17 protein-coding genes are annotated in these 18,852 nt (G+C 62.8%); 11 read left to right on the plus strand and 6 right to left on the minus strand.

Annotated elements, in window-relative coordinates:
* Positions 1-67 precede the first annotated feature (67 nt).
* Positions 68-1,900, minus strand: coding sequence for an AMP-dependent synthetase/ligase (locus C501_RS0105620; protein ID WP_018134653.1), 1,833 nt, complete (start codon positions 1,898-1,900; stop codon positions 68-70).
* A 201-nt stretch (positions 1,901-2,101) separates the two neighbouring features.
* Between C501_RS0105620 and C501_RS0105625 the strand changes: the two genes are divergently transcribed.
* The gene (locus C501_RS0105625) at positions 2,102-3,112 is read left to right on the plus strand and encodes an ROK family glucokinase (RefSeq protein WP_018134654.1); all 1,011 of its coding nucleotides are present in this window, start codon (positions 2,102-2,104) and stop codon (positions 3,110-3,112) included.
* A gap of 54 nt (positions 3,113-3,166) precedes the next feature.
* Here the strand turns inward: C501_RS0105625 and C501_RS12670 are convergent, their stop codons facing one another.
* The gene (locus C501_RS12670; protein ID WP_018134655.1) at positions 3,167-3,745 is read right to left on the minus strand and encodes a hypothetical protein; all 579 of its coding nucleotides are present in this window, start codon (positions 3,743-3,745) and stop codon (positions 3,167-3,169) included.
* Complete coding sequence (locus tag C501_RS0105635) at positions 3,738-4,538, minus strand: alpha/beta hydrolase (protein WP_018134656.1); 801 nt, start codon at positions 4,536-4,538, stop codon at positions 3,738-3,740. Before C501_RS0105635 ends, C501_RS12670 begins: the two co-directional genes overlap by 8 nt.
* Positions 4,539-4,778: 240 nt before the next feature.
* Here C501_RS0105635 and C501_RS0105640 point away from each other — a divergent pair, with 240 nt between their 5' ends.
* The 3 genes from C501_RS0105640 to C501_RS12675 all read left to right on the plus strand — a co-directional run bounded on the left by C501_RS0105640 (position 4,779) and on the right by C501_RS12675 (position 7,543).
* Positions 4,779-5,507 carry a lysophospholipid acyltransferase family protein gene (locus C501_RS0105640; RefSeq protein ID WP_018134657.1) on the plus strand — a complete coding sequence of 243 codons (729 nt, stop codon included), beginning with the start codon at positions 4,779-4,781 and terminating at the stop codon, positions 5,505-5,507.
* A 108-nt stretch (positions 5,508-5,615) separates the two neighbouring features.
* Complete coding sequence (locus C501_RS0105645; RefSeq protein ID WP_018134658.1) at positions 5,616-6,944, plus strand: class II 3-deoxy-7-phosphoheptulonate synthase; 1,329 nt, start codon at positions 5,616-5,618, stop codon at positions 6,942-6,944.
* Positions 6,945-7,033: 89 nt separating this feature from the next.
* Positions 7,034-7,543, plus strand: a complete 510-nt coding sequence (locus C501_RS12675; protein ID WP_018134659.1) for a YdeI/OmpD-associated family protein — start codon at positions 7,034-7,036, stop codon at positions 7,541-7,543.
* Between the two features lie 6 nt (positions 7,544-7,549).
* Here C501_RS12675 and C501_RS0105655 read toward each other — a convergent pair whose 3' ends face one another.
* Positions 7,550-9,679, minus strand: a complete 2,130-nt coding sequence (locus C501_RS0105655; RefSeq protein WP_018134660.1) for a Stk1 family PASTA domain-containing Ser/Thr kinase — start codon at positions 9,677-9,679, stop codon at positions 7,550-7,552.
* 203 nt (positions 9,680-9,882) lie between these two features.
* Here C501_RS0105655 and C501_RS0105660 point away from each other — a divergent pair, with 203 nt between their 5' ends.
* The gene (locus C501_RS0105660) at positions 9,883-10,236 is read left to right on the plus strand and encodes an Rv2175c family DNA-binding protein (protein ID WP_026174653.1); all 354 of its coding nucleotides are present in this window, start codon (positions 9,883-9,885) and stop codon (positions 10,234-10,236) included.
* Positions 10,237-10,285: 49 nt separating this feature from the next.
* Here C501_RS0105660 and C501_RS0105665 read toward each other — a convergent pair whose 3' ends face one another.
* The gene (locus C501_RS0105665) at positions 10,286-11,392 is read right to left on the minus strand and encodes a polyprenyl synthetase family protein (protein WP_018134662.1); all 1,107 of its coding nucleotides are present in this window, start codon (positions 11,390-11,392) and stop codon (positions 10,286-10,288) included.
* A gap of 127 nt (positions 11,393-11,519) precedes the next feature.
* The gene (locus tag C501_RS0105670) at positions 11,520-12,143 is read right to left on the minus strand and encodes a hypothetical protein (RefSeq protein WP_018134663.1); all 624 of its coding nucleotides are present in this window, start codon (positions 12,141-12,143) and stop codon (positions 11,520-11,522) included.
* A gap of 121 nt (positions 12,144-12,264) precedes the next feature.
* On the opposite strand from C501_RS0105670, the gene dinB reads away from it, so the two are divergent.
* The 6 genes from dinB (at position 12,265) to C501_RS0105700 (ending at position 18,843) form a co-directional block, all read left to right on the plus strand.
* The gene (gene dinB, locus C501_RS0105675) at positions 12,265-13,596 is read left to right on the plus strand and encodes a DNA polymerase IV (protein WP_018134664.1); all 1,332 of its coding nucleotides are present in this window, start codon (positions 12,265-12,267) and stop codon (positions 13,594-13,596) included.
* A gap of 223 nt (positions 13,597-13,819) precedes the next feature.
* Positions 13,820-14,206 carry a DUF3040 domain-containing protein gene (locus C501_RS0105680; protein WP_026174655.1) on the plus strand — a complete coding sequence of 129 codons (387 nt, stop codon included), beginning with the start codon at positions 13,820-13,822 and terminating at the stop codon, positions 14,204-14,206.
* A 363-nt stretch (positions 14,207-14,569) separates the two neighbouring features.
* On the plus strand, positions 14,570-15,001 hold the full coding sequence (gene mraZ, locus C501_RS0105685; protein WP_018134666.1) for a division/cell wall cluster transcriptional repressor MraZ: 432 nt from the start codon (positions 14,570-14,572) through the stop codon (positions 14,999-15,001).
* Between the two features lie 204 nt (positions 15,002-15,205).
* A complete protein-coding gene (gene rsmH, locus C501_RS0105690; protein ID WP_018134667.1) occupies positions 15,206-16,207 on the plus strand; it encodes a 16S rRNA (cytosine(1402)-N(4))-methyltransferase RsmH in 1,002 nt (333 codons plus the stop codon).
* A 2-nt stretch (positions 16,208-16,209) separates the two neighbouring features.
* Positions 16,210-16,965: a cell division protein FtsL gene (gene ftsL, locus C501_RS0105695; RefSeq protein ID WP_018134668.1), complete on the plus strand. Its 756-nt coding sequence runs from the start codon at positions 16,210-16,212 to the stop codon at positions 16,963-16,965.
* A gap of 177 nt (positions 16,966-17,142) precedes the next feature.
* Positions 17,143-18,843, plus strand: coding sequence for a peptidoglycan D,D-transpeptidase FtsI family protein (locus C501_RS0105700; protein WP_083906556.1), 1,701 nt, complete (start codon positions 17,143-17,145; stop codon positions 18,841-18,843).
* Positions 18,844-18,852 lie beyond the last annotated feature (9 nt).

Here is an 18,852-nt window from a genome sequence, read left to right on the forward strand (position 1 = left end):
AAGGCCCCGGTTCTGCCGGTGACTCCAGATCTGGAGTCACCGGCAGAACCGGGGCCTTTGCCTTTGCTCACTCGCCGGCGGGCTTCTCCGGCTTCGGTGTGGAGTAGATCTCCTCGACCAGAGCGTCGAAATCCTTGAGGACCTGAGCTCGCTTGATCTTGAGCGAGGGGGTTAGGTGCCCTGAGGCCTCGGAGAAGTCCGTGGGGACGAGCCGGAAGGACTTGATGGCTTCGGCATGCGAAACGGATTCGTTCGCCCGGTCCACAGTGGCCTGGATCGATTCCAGAACCTTTGACTCGCGGATAGCGTCTTCCACCTCGATATCCTTGGCCAGGCCGTGCTGCTCGGCCCACTGCGGCAGCGCCTCCGAGTCCAGAGTGATCAGGGCAGAGATGAAGGGTTTTCCGTCACCGAGCACGATGCACTGCGAGACCAGGGCATCGGCGCGGATCTGGTCTTCCAGCTGGGCCGGAGCCACATTCTTGCCGCCGGCGGTGATGAGGATCTCCTTCTTGCGGCCGGTGATCCGCAGGAAGCCCTCATCGTCCAGCTCGCCGATATCCCCGGTGCGAAACCAGCCGTCTTCGAAGGTCTCATCGTTGAGCTCCGGGCGGTTGTAGTAGCCCTGCATGACGCAGACGCCCTTGGCCAGCACCTCGCCGTCTTCGGCGACTTTGACCGCGTTCCCGGGCAGTGGTTGCCCCACGGTTCCGATCTTCAGCGCATCGGGACGGTTCACGGTGATTGGGGCCGTGGTCTCGGTGAGTCCGTAGCCCTCCAGCACGGTCAGCCCGATGCCGTGGAAGAAGTGCCCCAACCGCTCGCCCAGCGGCCCGCCGCCGGAAACCGCGTACTGAAGGCTCCCGCCCATGGCCTTGTGCAGCTTGCTGTAGACGAGTTTGGAGAACAGCCAGTGCTTGGTCTTCAGGCCCAAGGGCACCTGGCCGGATTCTTCGGCTCGGGAATAGGCGATAGCGGTGTCCACGGCCTTGCCGAAGATCTTGCCTTTGCCGTCGGACTCGGCTTTGAGTACCGCGGAGTTGTAGACCTTCTCGAAAACCCTCGGCACAGCCAGGATGTAGGTGGGTTGGAAGCTCTGGAAATCATCCAGGAGGTTCTTGAAGTCCGGGCTGTGCGCTACGCGTGTGCCGCCGGCTAGGTTGAGGATCGAGATGAAACGGCCGAAAACGTGAGCCAGCGGTAGGAACATGATGGTTTGCGCGCCCTCTGTGGTCACGATGAAATCATCGATGACTTCGAGTGCGTTGTCCGATAGCTCCATGAAATTGCCGTGCGTCAGTTCAACGCCTTTGGGTTTGCCGGTGGTTCCGGAGGTGTAGATGACGGTGGCTACATCTCGCAGACCAGGGCCGGAGCGCAGGGTTTCGACCTCGGCGTCGGGTACTTCCCGACCCGCATCCCGCAGTGCTTCCAGGCCGCCATCGGTCATCTTCCAGACTCCCGTGACTTGGTCCAGGCCCTCGGCTTCAACCGCTCGTCGGATCGAATCAGTGTGGCTCTCCGCCTCACCGAAAGCCCCCATGGCTCCGGAATCCGAGATGTTCCAGGCGATCTGGCTGGTGGAGGAGGTCTCGTAGATCGGCACCGATATCGCGCCCGCGTACCAGATCGCGATATCCACTAGAGTCCATTCGTAGCGGGTCCGGGACATGATCCCGATCCGGTCGCCCGGCTGCACTCCGCTGGCAATCAGCCCCTTCGCCACACCGATGGCCTGTTCACGGAAATCCCGAGCGCTGATATCCCGCCAGCCGCCGGAACCATCAGGTACCGCGAAGATCGCCCGTTCAGGGGTCTCCTGAGCCATTTTCTCGACATAACTGGTGCAGTTAGCGGTTTCGGATACTTTAGTTGCCGGTGGAACGGTGATTTCCTGCACGATAGCTCCCTTGCATATCTTCGGCCGGTCCAGGGGCTGACGGAGCGCTGCTTCGAGCGAACCTTCAGATTACTGGCCGGTAACTTGTAGTCTGCCATACCGTCCCGCGCTGACCAATGCCGATGAGAACAGAAATCATCGCGAGATCTCCTCTTAGAATGATCCCTGATGAGCACACCGATATCGCCTTCGACGGGCCGTATGAGTAAAAATTCAGCCCCCCGTGATGCTTCCGGGCCGCTGGCCATCGGCGTCGATATCGGCGGCACCAAAGTTGCCGCCGGAGTAGTCGACTGTCAGGGCCGGATTCTAGCTTCGGCACGTCGCCCGACGGAAGGCCACAACCCCCGGGGCGTGGAACGGACCATCCTCGAACTCGTCACCGAGCTGAGCGCGGACCATCGGGTAGCGCCCGGCACCGGAGCCGCCAGAATCGCATCGGTGGGGGTCGGGGCAGCGGGTTGGATAGATTTGGCGGGCGGTACGGTGCTTTTCAGCCCTCATCTGGCTTGGCGCAACGAACCGCTGCGCGCCAATCTCGAGCAATTGCTGGAGCGACCGGTCGCGCTCAGCAATGACGCCGATGCTGCAGCCTGGGCGGAGTGGAAGTTCGGTGCTGGCCGGGGAGAGAGCCGCATGGTCTGCATCACCCTGGGCACCGGGATCGGCGGAGCCGTGGTGATGGACGGTCAGGTGGAACGAGGCCGTTTCGGCGTGGCCGGGGAGTTCGGTCATCAGATCATCATGCCGGGTGGGAATCGCTGTGAATGCGGGAATCGAGGCTGTTGGGAGCAGTACGCCTCGGGCAACGCCCTGGGGCGGGAGGCCCGGGAACTGGCCCAGGCCAACTCCCCGGTGGCCCAGGAACTGCTCCGGGCGGTCGACGGCGTCCCTGCGGAGATCACCGGTGCGGTAGTCACGGAGCTGGCCAGAGGCGGTGACCCGACATCGATCGAGCTGATGAAGGACATCGGCTCTTGGCTGGGCTTGGGTTTAGCGAACCTCGCCGCGGCGCTGGATCCGGGCCGGTTTGTGATCGGCGGCGGTCTGAGCGAGGCCGGCGAACTGCTCCTGGCCCCGACCCGGCGCGCCTTCCGCAGGCACCTCACGGGGCGCGGCTTCAGGCCCGAAGCCGAGATCACTATCGCGGAACTGGGCCCAGATGCCGGGCTGATCGGGGCGGCGGATCTCTCCCGCCAGCCTGCGTCCTGATCCGGATACTCCGGAACTGCTTCGGCACTCTAGAGCCGATCCTTGAGGGTAAGTTCAGACCTCGGCTCCATCGCCGTCACTACGCTTGCGATTGGCCGGTAACCGGTAGATCAGGTAACCGACGCCTGCCAGGAAAGCCAGGATCAGAGCGGTGATGACCACTGCGGGAACAGTTCTCCAGAACAGCGCGCAGAACAGCAAAGCGATCGGCGCGCCCGCCGCGCCGGTCCACACCAGAACTAGGGCCGGCTGAACCGCGCTTAACGGCGTGGGCATCGGCGGCTCGAACTCTTCATCATCGGCGTCCTCTGCCAGGCTGTAATCCCTGGGGCCATGCGCGTGCTTCCCCATTCCGGGGTCTGTGAAGCCGGCATCCGTGCTGTGTTCCGGGAAGTTGTTGACCGGGGGGCGGTGAACCCCTAATGGGTCGAAATCATTGAAGCGCCGTGATTCCTCAGCCGGCTCATCCGGCCTTCGGTCGGAGTCCTCTGCGCTCGTTTCAGGGATCGCGAACATCGCGCTATCCGGATCCGAGCGCAGTCGGCCCACGAGATCTTGCCAGGCCTGCTCCTCAGCGCCTCCCGTGCCCTCCGAGGGCTCTGAACGTTCCCGGTCATCGGGGCGGTCAGCCATGCTTCTCCTCCGCGCTCTCCAAATCGAGCAGTGCTCGGATGGTTTCTGTGATTTCCTGGAAGAACAATTTCGTGCGGGAGAAAATTTCGCCCGCATCGTGATCCAGCGTAGCCACGTGGTAACTGTTGCGCAGCACGATGGTGCGCACCTCTCTGCTGCTGACCCGGCCCTGGATGATCCTGCTGGATCGGGGGCTGACCACGTGGTCCACTTCGGAACGGAACAGGGTCAGAGGGGCATGCACCTTGTACAACTTCGGACGGGTGTCCTTCAGCAGCAGACACAGCTGACGCACGGCCGCCACGGGAGTGCGCGAATACGCATACTCAGTCATCCCGGGCCGCAGGATGTCATCGCCGATCGAGGGGACGCTCGGCGCGATATGCCGGAGCAGCCCGGCGAGCCCGGCCAGCGGAGAATCCACTGCCATCACCGGATTCACTAGTGCCAGCCCGGCCACAGGGTGATGTTCGGCTAAGCGGAGCGCGAGGGCCCCGCCCATGGACAGCCCCGCGACGAAGACGGCATCGCAATGACTCGCCAGATCCAAGTAAGCCGCTTCGATATCGGTGTACCAGCGCTGCCAGGATACGTCGATGAGATCCTGCCACTGGGTGCCGTGGCCGGTGAGCAGTGGCATCGATACCGTGAAGCCGGCTTCGGCGAGATCCTCGGCCCAGGGCCGGATGCTTTCTGGCGAACCGGTGAAGCCATGGGATAGTACAACCCCGTAGCGTGCCAGCCCGCCGTGCCCTCGGCGGTGCAAAGGGGCGTGCAGTGCTTGATGGGCCATACGGTATCTCCATGATGCGGGGCCGGTGCTGAACTGACCTGAACTGTGATTCGCTCAAGATCCTGCTCAGAATAGTCTATCCAGCCATCGAGTTCTCCAGCTCGAGGAGCTCCAGCTGAGTGTTCAGTTCGGCGGGTGCATTATGCTTTTTGTGCAGGCCGGGCTCCGACGCTCCGGAAGAGTCGCGGCCGGTGCTTACGCAGCAGAAACGGCAGCGATATCGGGGGAGAGGCAGGCCACGTGTTCTACTGGGTGATGAAGCGTATTGTCCTCGGCCCTTTGCTCAGACTGCTGTTCCGACCGTGGACCAAAGGCCTGGATCATGTGCCCGCCCATGGCGCTGCGATTCTGGCGAGCAACCACCTCTCTTTCTCTGATTCAATCTTCATGACGCTGATGGTTCCTCGGCCGGTGGTCTTCCTTGCCAAATCGGACTACTTCACCGGCCGTGGCATCAAAGGCCGGCTTACCGCGCTCTTTTTCCGGATGACCAATCAGCTGCCGATGGACCGCTCCGGAGGTGCGGCCTCGGCGCAGTCTCTCGACACCGGAACCGATGTGCTCGTCCACGGCGGACTGCTGGGCATCTATCCGGAGGGGACCCGCAGCCCGGATGGAAAGCTCTACCGGGGGAAGCTGGGAGTGGCGAAGCTGGCACTGAGCGCAGAGGTGCCGGTGATCCCGGTGGCGATGATCGGCACCGATAAGGTTCAGCCGATCGGCCGGCGGATTCCTAATATCCGTAGAGTCGGCGTGATCTTCGGCGAGCCTCTGGACTTCAGCCGTTACCACGGCATGAGCGAGGATCCCTTCGTCCAGCGCGCGGTCACCGATGAGATCATGTACGAGCTTATGCGGCTTTCCGGCCAGGACTATGTCGACGTCTATGCCGCTGCGATGAAGGCTGCTGCGGCCGCGCCTGAGCAGCTTGCGGATTCCGCAGAGGCTCCGCGCTCCGGTGCTGTGTGACGAAATTCGCGGGCCCGGTACAGCCGGTCGGTAACCCCTTGCGCCTTCACGGACTAGGCTTAGGGTGTGCGCGAACTTCAAGATTCTTCTCTCAGCTCCCTGGATGCGATGCCGGACCTCGATGCCTGGCGCAAACTCACGGCCCTGCAGCAGCCCACCTGGGCTGATCCGGAGGCGTATCAAGACGCGCTCCACGAGCTATCATCGCTTCCGCCACTGGTTTTCGCCGGTGAGGTCGATGTCCTGCGGGAGCGACTTGCTGCTGCGGCATCAGGGGAAGCTTTTCTGCTCCAGGGCGGGGACTGCGCGGAGACCTTCGACGGCGCAACCGCAGACAAGATCAGCTCCCGGGTCAAGACCATCCTGCAGATGGCGGTGGTGCTGACCTACGGCGCCTCCCTGCCGGTCGTAAAAATGGGTCGGATGGCCGGGCAGTTCACTAAGCCGCGCTCTTCGGATATGGAGACCCGTGACGGCGTGACCCTGCCCGCTTACCGAGGAGATATGGTCAACGGCTACGAGTTCACCTCAGAATCCCGCCGACACGATGCTTCCCGGATGGTCCGGGGGTACCACACTTCGGCCTCGACGCTGAACCTGATCCGGGCCTTTACCCAGGGTGGATTCGCGGATCTGCGTCTCGTACATCACTGGAATAAAGGATTCACACAGAATCCTGCACACGCCCGCTACGAGTCCTTGGCCGCGCAGATCGACCGCGCCATCCGGTTCATGGAGGCGTGCGGCTCGGACTTCGAAGCGCTCAAGCGCACCGAGTTTTTCGCGAGCCATGAGGCGCTGTTGCTGGACTATGAGCGGGTGCTGACTCGCATCGACTCCCGCACCGGATTGCCCTATGCTACGAGCGGTCACTTCCTCTGGATCGGTGAACGGACGCGGCAGCTCGATGGTGCCCATGTGGACTTCCTGTCCAAAGTGCGCAATCCGATCGGAGTCAAGCTCGGCCCGCAGACCAGCATCGATGATGCGCTGCGGCTCATTGACGTCCTGGACCCGCAACGCGAACCCGGGCGGCTGACTTTCATCACCCGGATGGGTGCCCAGAACATCCGGCAGAAACTGCCGGCCCTGGTCAAGAAAGTCACCGAGTCCGGGGCCAAGGTGCTCTGGGTGACCGACCCGATGCACGGCAACACGGTGACTTCGCCGAACGGGTACAAGACCCGCCGCTTCGACGATGTCATGGAGGAAGTGCGCGGTTTCTTCGAAGTGCACCGGGAACTCGGCACATTCCCCGGCGGCCTGCATGTGGAAATGACCGGTGACGATGTCGCAGAATGCCTGGGCGGAGCCGATCCGGTGGACCAGGAAGCCTTCCTGAGTCGCTACGAGTCCGTCTGTGATCCCAGGCTCAACCATATGCAGTCGCTGGAGATGGCCTTCCTGGTCTCGGGCGCACTGGCCCAGCAGGCCTAACGGCGGTGGAGCCGGTACCCCAGCTCGTGGTCGCCGACGCTGCGGCGTGACGCACCTGGCTGGAGCGCAATGAGTCAGCGTCCGCAGGGGTGTGGCTGATCCTGGCGAAGAAGGGCACTTCGGATCCGACCTCGCTGAACTATCAGCAGGCGCTCGAAGAGGCTCTGTGCAGCGGCTGGATCGATGGCCGCCGTCAGGCCGTCGACCGTGCGGTCTTCCAGCAGCATTTCACCCCGCGCCGAGCCGCCTCGGTATGGTCTCTGCGCAATACCGGTATCGTCACCTCGCTGATCAAGGCCGGGAGGATGCGCGCCCGTGGGCAGGAGGAGATCGACCGGGCTCAAGCCGATGGCCGCTGGGGGCAGGCGTATGCGGGCCAGGCTGCAGCGGAGGTGCCCGAGGATCTCGCTATGGCATTGCGCGCTTCACCCGGTCTCGCCGAGCGTTTTGAAGGACTGAGCCGGAGTGATCGCTATGCCGTGATTCACCGGGTGGTCACGGCGCGCACCGAGGCCACCCGGCAGAACCGGATCAGGCGATGCCTTGAGAATCTTGAGGGGCCAGCCGGGAGCTCCGCAGTGGGCAAAACCGCGCCCTGACCGGCTTCAGACCACGGTCAGGGTGATCACGCTGCCCTCCGGCACAGAGGTGTTCACCGGATCCTGGGCGCGCACGGTGCCAAAGAAGCCTCCCAGGACCTCATCGATCTTGACCTCCAGATTGAGCCGTTTCAACTCCTCTGCGGCTTGCTGAGCCTGCTTGCCGATGAAGCTAGGGACTTGCACCATCCGCGGCCCCTTAGAGATCACCAGTGTGACTTCCGTGCCCTTCCTGACTTGGGCGTCGGCAGGATTCTGCGAGACCACAGAACCGGCCGGCACTTTCGCATCGTTGACCTGCTCCGGTGCGACTACTGGCGTCAAGTCCACCGCTTGCAATGCCGTGATGGCTGCATCCTGGGTCTTGCCGACGACACCGGGCACAGGAATCGGCCGCGGTCCCTGGGAGGCCACGAGGTCGACTTTGCTTCCCGCGCGCCGTTGCTCCCCAGCGGAAGGGTTCTGGCTGATGACCTGCCCGACGGGAATGTTCTCGTCATACTGCTCGGTGACCTGACCCAAGGCCAAGTCACCGTTCTCGAGAGCGGCCTGAGCGGCTTGCAGATCTTGGCCCACTGCTTGCGGCACCGCGTACAGCATGGGGCCCTTGGAGACCGTGAGCACCACTCCCATGAACTTTCGCTGCTCGGAATTCGCCGGCGGTTCAGTGCCGATCACCCGGTCTGCCAAGATCGTCTCGTCATTGACCTGGCGGGTAGTGGTCCGGAATCCCAATTGCTCGAGGGTGCTGCTGGCTTCAGTAGCGGTGCTATTGCGCAGATCTGGAACCGTGGCCAGAGCTCCTGGGCCGGAGCCGAAGAACCAGCCCGCCCCGGCCCCGAGCAAGGCCAGCAGGAGCACGAGCACCAAGATCAGTAGGCCACGCCGCCGAGGGTTGCCCCGGCGCAACGCCGTAGCGGGCGTGGCAGCATTCCTGGCAGCCTGTTTCGCCGCCTGCTTGCGGGCCGCCTTCGCCTGGCGAGGGCTCATCGTCGTTTCTTCAGCGGCTTCCGCATACTCCGTGGCACCCTCGCCGGCAACGCCCGCAGCGGGATAGCCTGGATAGCGCTGTAAGGCGATGGTCTGGGGCAGTTGCTGGCCGTCCGCCACCGCAGAGAACCCCTGTGCGTCGATCGCCTCGGTCGGATGCTCTGCCGCGGTCAGAGCCGTGGTGACCGCGGTGTCGCCGCGAGTGCCGAGAAACTCTGTCTCCTGGCCCGGCCCCTGACCGTCCTGAGAGTTCGTGGACTCCTGCTCCGAGCCGCCGGTATCGAGCTCTTCGTCACTGAGCGTGCTACGGATATGCCGCAGTTCACCCAGTAGCGCGGTGCCATCATTCGGCCGGTCTTCGGGGTCTTGCTCCGTGCACCAGCGCACCAGATCATCGAGGTCTTCACTGAGTTCGGGGATCTCCTCGGAAGGTGCCGGTACGGTCGCGTTGACGTGCTGGTAAGCCACCTGAATCGGCACTTCGCCCTGAAAGGGCTGCCGGCCGGTGAGCATCTCGTAGAGCATGATGCCCACCGCGTAGATATCGCTGCGGGCATCGGAGAGCCGCCCCATGACGAGTTCCGGGGAAAGGTAGGCCACGGTGCCGATGAGAGTCCCGGTATTCGTCGAGGTGGTGACCGCGCGGGCCAAGCCGAAATCACCCAGTTTGATGCGCCCGTCATCAGCTATGAGGACGTTCTCGGGTTTGATATCACGGTGCACGAGACCGGAGGAATGGGCTGCGGCGAGGCCTTCGACCACGGCCTCGAGGTAGGCCAGGGCCAATCGCGGGGTCAGTGGCCCCTGCTCCCGGAGCACATCGCGCAGGGTGTGCCCCGGCAGGTACTCCATGACCAAGTAGGCCAAACGCTGCCCGTCCCGCTCTTCTTCGCCTTGATCGAGTACGCCGACCACCCTGGGGTGCGAAAGCCTGGCCGCGGCCTTCGCCTCACGGCCCAGGCGGTCGAGGAAAGTGTTATCCGAGCTCAGGTGCGGATGTAGGATCTTGATCGCCACCTCGCGATCAAGGCGCAGGTCAAGGGCGCGGTAGACCGTGGCCATACCGCCCCGGGCTACCTTGCCCAGCACCCTGTATCTCTGGTCGATCAGCAGACCGTCCAGAGGCTCCTGAACCTTACTATGCACTCTCCGATCCTAACGGGAGGAGGCTTTTCAACTGATTCCAACACGGGCACCCGGGCACGGACGTTAGCCCCGAGGCCTTCCTGCCCGGTGCTCTGATGACACCGGGCAGGATTATATGGCACGCTGAGGGCGTGAATAATCCAGTAAGCCCCGATTCCGCTTCGCAGCCCACTCAGCAGGCCTCTGATCCCCAGCAGCAGCGCCTGGCTGAGCTGGAAAGCCTCGTCGGGAACTGGTTGCCGCTTCCTGATGTGGCCGAGCTGCTGGGCATTCCAGTCACTAAAGTGCACACCTTGATTTCGGAAGGGTCCCTGGTGGCAGTGCGGATCGGACAGCCTAAGATCCGAGTCATCCCAGCAGAGTTCCTGCTCGAGGGAGAAGTGCTGGAAAGCCTCCGGGGCACGCTTTCGGTTCTGACGGATGCAGGCTTCGATGAGATTTCAGCCCTGCTCTGGTTGTTCAGCGAGGACCCTTCACTGCCGGGGCGGCCCATCGACGCGCTTCGCCAGGGCCGCAAGACAGAGATCCGGCGAAGGGCTCAGGCCCTCGCCTGGTAGGCAGCGTCGACGAACCTGCAACCAGGGCAGCTTGTCTAGCACGTGCTGTTCACGACGTGCGCTGCACTGCAGCCCGGGCGATGCCGCTCAGGGCCTGCCGGCTGATCTCGTCGATGTCCAGACTGCTGAGAGCGCTCAGCGCCTGGTCTGCGCATTCTGCGATAAGCCGCTCGGTAGCGGCTACCGCGCCCGTGCTGGTGATGATTTCCCGGAGTTGGTCGATCTGGGCGGCGTTGAGCTCCGGATCGCCTAGGCTCTCCTGCAAGCGATCGGCTTCCGCTGCTGAGGCGCTCTGGAGGGCATAGCCGATAAGCACAGTGCGTTTGCCCTCGCGCAGATCATCCCCTGCCGGTTTGCCGGTCTGCTCCGGATCGCCGAAGACTCCCAGCAGGTCATCACGCAACTGGAAGGCTTCGCCCAGGGGCAACCCGAAGCGCGAATACCCGTCAAGCAGCCCGGTGCTGCCGCCGCCCAGGGCTCCGCCGAGTCCGAGCGGGCGCTCCACGGAGTACTTAGCCGATTTATAACGGATGATGATTCGCGCCCGGTCCGCAGCCGCTTCCCGTTCACGGGATGCCCCAGCGACTTCTTCGAAGATATCGAGGTACTGGCCGGCCATCACCTCGCGGCGCATAGTGTCGAAGATCTCCCTGGCCAGAGCGGCTTCCCGGCTGCCGACGGTGAAGGCCGGTGGTCGAATAGACGCGAAAACCTGCTCGCTGAAGGAAAGGCACAAGTCTCCCACCAGGATCGCTGCGGCTTCGCCGAACCGTTCCGGATCAAGGGCCCAGCGTTGTCGCCGGTGCTCCTGCTCGAATCGGCGGTGCACGCTGGGCGCGCCACGCCGACGGTCGGAACCGTCGATGATGTCATCGTGGATCAACGCTGCGCTCTGGAAGAGTTCCAGGGCCACCCCGGCACGGACGATGAGGGGCAAGGTATCGGCGTCGCCACCGGCTCCGCGCCAGCCCCAGTAGCACAGTGATGCGCGCATGCGCTTACCGCCGGAGGCCAGAGCGCGGATCGCATCCACCAGCTCAACGGCCTCCGGGGCGATATCGGCCAGGAGACGCTCTTGCGAGCCGAGGAAGTCATCGAGCTGCTCAGAGAACTCAGAGCGGAAACGAGCCGGCTCCGCTGCCCGTGATTCTGTCATCGCAGTGCTGCCACCTCGCAGGTCTCTTATCTGCAGCATATTATTGCTCGCTGCTTCCGGAATCTTCCAGCGGAACTATCTCAGTACTGCTTCATCACTTCAGGTAGTTTTCATCACTTCAGGTAGTTCACTGTTTCAACGACCCCGGGGCGACTTTAGCGCCTAGCGTCACTGTATTACTGCTCCCACCCTCATCCGAAACCACCGAAACGCTCACGCTCTCCTGGCCGCCTCCGCGGACGAAGTCACGGGTGGGCACACTCCCGACGACGTCACCGGACAGTGCGGTGAAGCCCTGCCCCTTGAAGGCCTCGGTGTAGAAGTCAGTGACTTCTTGGGCGGAAGCGTTCGTGGTCAGTACGAGCGAAGCGCTCGCTGGATCCTGAGATGAATCGTAAGCGCTCTGCCGGACCTGGGATCCGGGCATCACCGGGAGCAGCCCGGTGGGGAAGCCTGCCACGAGAGCACCTACGGTGACCTGCGCCTGAGATGTGGGCTGAGCCGAGCCCGAAGTGGTGCTGGGGCTTGCGCTCTGCTCGCTCGAATCAGCGGTCTCAGACTGCGTGGCAGCGGGGCTGACCTGGGTATCGGAGGGCTGGGGTGCGCACGCGCTCAGCACGACCGGGCTGAGCAGAGCCAGGCTCAGCAGGCTTCCGGCACCCAGCCTGCGCCAGGGCGAGCCCTGAGAGGTGCTAGAAGACGCGCTGGCAGCAGTCGGCTGGGCAGGGGAGCGGAAGGTACGGTAAGGCATTTGGCCAGTCTAGTTCATCCGGTTTTCACGGAGCGTTCCCGGAGCGACGGCGGCAGTTCAAGATGGCAGCTCGCTGAGGACGGCTCAGGATGTCACCGGCCCTGTCTATTATGAAAGTGTTATGCCCGAGCACTCCGCAGCCGATCCCGCTCCGAAGCGAGCAGCAAGGCCGACATCGCCGCGAATCCAGCCCCGATTAGCCGGTTCGTCGCCCGATGCCCGCTCGATCCTGCACGTCGATATGGACGCTTTCTTCGTTTCCGTGGAGCAGCGCGAAGACCCTTCTTTGCGGGGGCGGCCGGTGATCGTGGGTTTCCGAGAGGGCAGATCCGTTGTCCTATCTGCCTCGTATGAGGCACGGCGCTTCGGGGTCCGTTCGGCGATGCCGATGGCGGCGGCGCTGCGTCAGTGCCCGGCGGCCCTGGTGCGCCCGCCCAGACACCATCTCTATCGCCAGGTCTCTGCTCAGATCATGGAGATCTTCCGGTCCGTCACCGACCAAGTTGAGCAGCTGAGCATCGATGAGGCGTTCCTGGATGTCACTGGTACGGTGCGCAGGCTTGGGCCGCCGATGCTCACGGCGCGTCAGCTCCGCCAGAAGATCGTCGAGACCGTGGGAATCACTGCTTCGGTGGGTCTTGCCGAGAGCAAGTTCGTCGCGAAGATTGCTTCTACCCAATCTAAACCAGATGGCCTGCTGGTGATTCCTGCTGAGGAGACCGTGGCTTTTCTGCACACGCTTCCGGCGCGGGCGCTCTGGGGAGTCGGAGCGAAAACCCTGAGTATCCTGGGGAACCTCGGTGTTCATACGGTGGAGCAGATCGCCCATACCCCACCGGCTGCGCTGCGCCGCGCCCTGGGAGCTACCGGTGAGCACATCTACCGTTTGTCCTGGGGAATCGACTCGCGGCCGGTGACCCCGGTGCGCGAAGAAAAAAGCATCGGGGCGGAAGAGACCTTTGCCAGCGATACCTATGATAACGGGTTGCTTCAACGGGTACTGCTCCGGCTCGCGCATCGAACCGGTGAGCGGCTGCGCGGTTCGGGTCAGCTATCCCGCACCGTGGGACTCAAGCTCCGGTATGCCGACTTCTCTCTGGTCAGCCGTTCGCGGACGCTATCGGCTCCCGTGGACAGCGCGCAGATCCTTTACCGGGAGGCGGTGCAGCTACTGGATGCCCTGGGCCGCCGCCCTCAACCGGTGAGGCTGATCGGGCTGCGGGCGGAAAGTCTTGAGACGGCAGCCACGACATCGATCCAGCTCAGCATGGAGCGCGATCAGGATAATTGGCGGGCTGCGGAGGCCGCCATGGATGAGGTGCACCGGAAGTATCAGGGAACGCCGATGCTGCCGGCGCGATTGCTAGAGCAGAAACAGCGCCGGGAAAAACCTGGCCACGGGTCACGGGCATGGTCGCATGGGGCAGGAGAACCCGAGGCGCCCGCCGAGTAGAGCCGAGTAGAGCCGAGTAGAACTGAGTAGAACTAGGGAAGAACTAAGAAGCGTGAAGGAAGGTAGCCTTCCGCTTTCGGTTAGCGTCGCGGGGGATTATCCTAGAAGGAAAGAACGTTACCTAACTACCGGCCTGCAGTGTGCTGGTAAGCGTAGTGGTGGCTGCTGAGCATGAGCCGCCACCGATGGCGGATCATCGGTGGCAGACCTGAAGGAGGTCGTGATGCCCCTCTCGGAGCATGAACAGAGATTGCTCGATCAGCTCGAGCAGCAATTGCATGCCAGCGACCCCAAGTTCGCTAGCTCGCTGGGTACGGATCAGGCGCGCACGGTCTCCGCCAGGCATATCATTCTGGGCGTTCTGGTCGCCGTAGCCGGCATCGTGGTTCTGCTCATCGGTATCGGTATGCAGCAGATCTTCTTGGGCGTAGGCGGCTTCCTGCTGATGGGGGCCGGTGCTTATATCGCCACGCTGGGCCGCGGTAAAGGTGGTAAAGGCTCTGCACCATCAGCCGGTCAAGGCTCCCGGGCGGGCCGCAGCGGGCAGGCTAAAAGCGGGTTCATGGCGAACCTGGAGCAGAAATGGGATGAACGCCGCCGCGAGCAGTGAGCCCTTCCGGCTGCAGATACCCTCTAGTCATCCTCCACTTCCCACCACTGAGACTTTGAGGATAATGCGGCATAGCCTCAGAGGAGACCGTTGAGCGGCTCTAGTCGCCGTCAATCGCCGTCAATACTGGGCGGAAACTCATCCCCGGCCTCTGGCCGGGTTTTTTCATGTCCGCTCCGCGAAACGCTGTGGAAAATTTCCTCCACTTCTATCCCCTCGGAAAGTTCCTTGATATTTCAAGGTTTTTCAGCTTCTTGAAATCCGCCACGTCTGCTTTATGACTTCATTTCAGTTGAATGTGGGGGATTGTGGAGTAAAGTGGAGGCAAGTAGAGAGCAAGGGATGCGTCTAGGGGGTGGTCGAGTGTTCCTCGGAACCTATTCGCCGCGCCTTGACGAGAAAGGGCGACTCATTCTCCCGGCTAAATTCCGGGACGAGCTGGGCAACGGCTTGGTTCTCACACGGGGCCAGGAAAGATGCATTTACGTCTTCAGTCAGCGGGAATTCGAACGAGTGCACGAGCAAATGCGCAATGCGCCGATCTCCTCGAGGCAGGCACGTGACTACATCAGGGTTTTCCTCTCCGGAGCCTCGGATGAGATGTCCGATAAGCAGGGGCGGGTGACGATCCCTTCAGCGCTGCGTGACTACGCCGGGCTGGATCGGGATTTGGCGGTCATCGGTGCCGGCTCTCGGGCGGAGATCTGGGATTCCAGCGCGTGGGCTGCCTACCTGGAAGAGAAAGAGAATGCATTTTCTGAAACCGATGACAACGACATACCCGGGCTGCTGTGATCGGCAGTCGATCCGTTCGCGGAAACGTTCTGGGACACGGCGAGGAGCTGGGCTGAGATCTCCAGCCGCCCTGCGCCACCTGACTCACCTTCCCCGGTGTCAGGCGGATCGCATGGTGCGGAGGGGGATCTGAGTCCAGATCCTGTCAGCTCGCAGGGCTGACAGCAGAGAAACAGCAGGAAACGCTAGGACAAGGGACGGCAGATGGAAAGGAGCGCAGCGGTGACGGACGCCCCGCAGCCCGCAGACCGGCACATACCGGTGCTCCTGGAACGTTGCGTGTCCTTGTTGGCGCCGGCCATCGAAGCGGCTGCTCAGGCCGGTAGGACTCCGTTCGTCATTGACGCCACACTGGGCATGGGTGGGCACAGCGAAGCCCTGCTGAATCGGTTCACAGCCCTGCACATCATCGGTATCGACAGAGATCAGCAAGCTCTGGAACTTGCCGGTTCGAGGCTTCAGGACCATCAGCATCGACTCGACCTGGTGCACGCTGTCTACGACGAGATCCCCGAAGTGCTCGAAGACCTGGCCATACCCGCGGTGGACGGGGTGCTCATGGATCTCGGCGTTTCCTCCCTGCAGATTGATGAAGCCGAGCGCGGGTTCATGTACCGCGACGACGCTCCACTGGATATGCGCATGGATAACTCCCGAGGGTTCACCGCCGCTGATGTGGTCAATGAATATTCGGAGTCGGAACTCGCCAGGCTCATCCGACGCTGGGGAGAGGAGCGCTTCGCCGCACGAATCGCCCGCAGCATCGTCGAACGACGTGCCGGTTCCGCGCTCCGGAGCACCGGTGAACTCGTAGAAGTCATCCGGGGAGCCGTACCCGCTGCGGCGGCACGCACCGGTGGGCATCCGGCAAAACGGACTTTCCAGGCTCTGCGCATTGAAGTGAATCAGGAACTCCTGGTTCTCGAGCGCGCGGTTCCGGCGGCGCTCGAAGCCTTGGTGGTGGGCGGTCGCTGCGTGGTGATGTCTTACCACTCGCTTGAAGACAAGATCGTCAAAAAAGCTTTCGCGGCAGGCGCCAGCTCACAGGCACCCCCGCGTTTTCCCGTCGAATTAGAGGAGCACCGGCCAGAGCTCGAGCTTCTGACCAAAGGTGTGGGCACCCCCGATCCTCAAGAGCTAGCAGAAAACCCCCGGGCGGCTTCAGTGCGTTTGCGCGCGGCCGAGCGGATCCGAATCAGGAGGTAGAGATGACCAGCGCAGCACAGCACGCCCGTACCGCTCGGGCATCGCAGGCTCGTGCCAGCGGCAATCGGCTGGCAGAGCCGCCCACCGAGGAGCTGCGCGTCGTGACCGCGTCAGCCGCCGCCAAACCGCTCAAACAGCATGCTGCCGCGGCCGCGCGTGGTGTCTCCGCTGCCCGCAATGTTCCCGGTCGCGGTGTTCCGGCTCGGAGCAGCAAGGACCGTGTCTCGGGAGGCTCCCGGCCGGAGCTCTCCGTTGTACCGGGTATGCCGCGGCGGAAGGTGCCTTTCATCGTTTTCTGCTTCGCCGCCTTGGTGAGCGCTCTGGCCATAGTCCTCGTCCTGAACATCTCGGTCTCCGCTAATCAGTACCAGCTGGTAGCGCTCCGCAACCAGCAGACCGACATGATCAAGATCAATGATCAGCTGACACAGCAGCAGCAATTGATGCAATCTCCCCAGAATCTGGCAGCCAAGGCACGAGAATTGGGAATGGTAGCACCTGCAACGATCGGTCAAGTGAATGTGGATACCGGAACTATCGCCGGGAACCCCGTTCCCGCAGAGAAGACGGACAGCCCTCCGCCGCTGATCGGGGGGCCGCAGATAGCGGGTCAGCAGAATGTTGCGACCCAGCGTTATGGCGATAGTAACGCCAGCGGCAATAACGCTGGGCAGGCGCCTCCTACCGGGCAGAACCTGCCGGCAGGGGAGCTGCAGGGCGGGACGATCCCCGCTCCGCAGCAGCGACCTGCGCAGTAATGCAATAACAGAAGCAGTAAGAAGCAGTACTAGAGAAGAAGCCGTCGGGAACGCCGGATCGTCATAAAAACGAAGCAAGAAGGCAGAGCGAGAGGTAGCGTTGTGGTCGGAGCAGCGAGCCAGCAGTCTAAACATCAGCTGAGAACCCGTCGCCGGATTCGCCTCGGCTTGAGCCTCATGCTGGCTCTTATGCTGTTGGTCTCCGGCAAGCTTCTTCTGGTCCAGGGCTTCGACCTCGGCGGTAATGCCGAGGCGGCGGAGAAGCAGCGGACCCAGGTGCAGACGCTCGCCGCCACCCGGGGGAAGATCCTCGATGCCAACGGCAAAGTGCTAGCGGAAACCGTTCTCCGCTATGACATCGTGGTGGATCAGGTCAACAACGCCGTTGCGGAATTCACCCGGCTCAATCCGGATACGCAGCAGCGCGACACTATCAGCAGGGATCAGGGCATCAGCGAACTCGCCGGATTGCTCGGGATGCCCGAGGCCGATGTCCGCTCCGCTGTCACCGGCGACCAGCGCTATAACGTCGTGGCGAAACGAGTCACACCCGATGTGGAGCAGAAGATAGCGGCGCTGCGGATCCCCGGGATCAGCGCCGAGGCCACTCCGCAGCGGATTTACCCGATGGGGCCGGTGGCCGGGAACATCGTCGGCTTCATCAACGAGGACGGCAGTGGTTCCGGGCTGGAATACACCATGAACAAGGAGCTCAGCGGAGAAAACGGCAGCCGCACCTACCAGATGGGCAAAGACGGGATCTTGATCCCCACCGCGCCTGTACAAGTCGATCCCGCTCAGGACGGCGAAACCGTACAGCTCACGATCAACGCAGATATTCAGTTCATGGCCCAGCAGGCGATCGCGGATCAGGTGCGCAATCTCAACGCGGCCTGGGGCAATATCGTGGTGATCGAAGCCAAGACCGGCAATGTGGTGGCCATGGCGGAGGACACCACGATGGATCCGAACAAGCCAGGAGATACCGCACCGGAGATTCGGGATTCCCGTGCGGTGACCAATGCCATCGAGCCGGGTTCCACTGAAAAAGCAGTGACCGCTGCGGCCGCTATCGAAGAGGGCAAGGTGGATCCGCTGACGCAGATGGTGATCCCTCCGCAGCTCACCATCGGTGGCCAGACCATCAAGGATGCCATGCCGCACGGGACCATCAACCGGACCTTCGCCGGAGTGATCGGGGATTCGCTCAACACCGGAACCGTGATGGTCGGCTCGCAGCTGAGCCGCCAGCAGCGCTACGACTACTTGAACAGCTTCGGCATCGGTCAGCCGACCGGTATTCCTTTACCAGGGGAGAGCCCCGGCATCCTGGCGCCGGCAGAGCAGTGGGACGGCCGGCAGGAGTACACCGTGCTCTTCGGCCAGGGCGTAGCCCAGACTCCATTGCAGACTGCAATGATCTATCAGACCCTGGCGAACGGCGGAGTCCGGCTGCAGCCGCGTCTGGTGGATTCGACCACGAATGCCAATGGTACGGTCGAAGAGGCACCGGCGTCCGAAGGCACCCAGGTAGTCAGCCAGGATACCGCCCAGCAAATGCGGGATATCCTGGAGAGCGCGATCACCGCCACGCCCAACAACAAGGCCTCAGTGCCGGGCTACCGGGTGGGCGGGAAGACCGGTACTGCTGAATCCCCGGCGGCGGGAGGATTCAACGGGTACACCGCATCTTTTGCGGGGATGGCGCCCATGGATGATCCGCAGTACGTCATCTTGGTGACGGTTCAGCACCCGCAAGGCGATATCTTCGGTATCTCCCAGGGCCCAGTATTCAGCAATGTGATGACGCAAGTGCTTCAGGAAGGGAACGTGCCGCCGTCCAACACGCCATCGGTGAAACTCCCGCAGAGCTTCTGAGCACGTGCT

The organism is Acaricomes phytoseiuli DSM 14247 (assembly GCF_000376245.1).
Taxonomy (GTDB): domain Bacteria; phylum Actinomycetota; class Actinomycetes; order Actinomycetales; family Micrococcaceae; genus Renibacterium; species Renibacterium phytoseiuli.

What these genes read in the sequence shown, in the direction of transcription:
- C501_RS0105625 (WP_018134654.1), top strand. Translation starts at nt 2,102, where the DNA reads ATGAGTAAAAATTCAGCCCCCCGTGATGCTTCCGGGCCGCTGGCCATC.
- C501_RS12670 (WP_018134655.1), bottom strand. Translation starts at nt 3,745, where the DNA reads ATGGCTGACCGCCCCGATGACCGGGAACGTTCAGAGCCCTCGGAGGGC.
- C501_RS0105635 (WP_018134656.1), bottom strand. Translation starts at nt 4,538, where the DNA reads ATGGCCCATCAAGCACTGCACGCCCCTTTGCACCGCCGAGGGCACGGC.
- C501_RS0105645 (WP_018134658.1), top strand. Translation starts at nt 5,616, where the DNA reads ATGCCGGACCTCGATGCCTGGCGCAAACTCACGGCCCTGCAGCAGCCC.
- C501_RS0105665 (WP_018134662.1), bottom strand. Translation starts at nt 11,392, where the DNA reads ATGACAGAATCACGGGCAGCGGAGCCGGCTCGTTTCCGCTCTGAGTTC.
- C501_RS0105670 (WP_018134663.1), bottom strand. Translation starts at nt 12,143, where the DNA reads ATGCCTTACCGTACCTTCCGCTCCCCTGCCCAGCCGACTGCTGCCAGC.
- dinB (WP_018134664.1), top strand. Translation starts at nt 12,265, where the DNA reads ATGCCCGAGCACTCCGCAGCCGATCCCGCTCCGAAGCGAGCAGCAAGG.
- C501_RS0105680 (WP_026174655.1), top strand. Translation starts at nt 13,820, where the DNA reads ATGCCCCTCTCGGAGCATGAACAGAGATTGCTCGATCAGCTCGAGCAG.
- rsmH (WP_018134667.1), top strand. Translation starts at nt 15,206, where the DNA reads ATGGAAAGGAGCGCAGCGGTGACGGACGCCCCGCAGCCCGCAGACCGG.
- ftsL (WP_018134668.1), top strand. Translation starts at nt 16,210, where the DNA reads ATGACCAGCGCAGCACAGCACGCCCGTACCGCTCGGGCATCGCAGGCT.
- C501_RS0105700 (WP_083906556.1), top strand. Translation starts at nt 17,143, where the DNA reads ATGCTGGCTCTTATGCTGTTGGTCTCCGGCAAGCTTCTTCTGGTCCAG.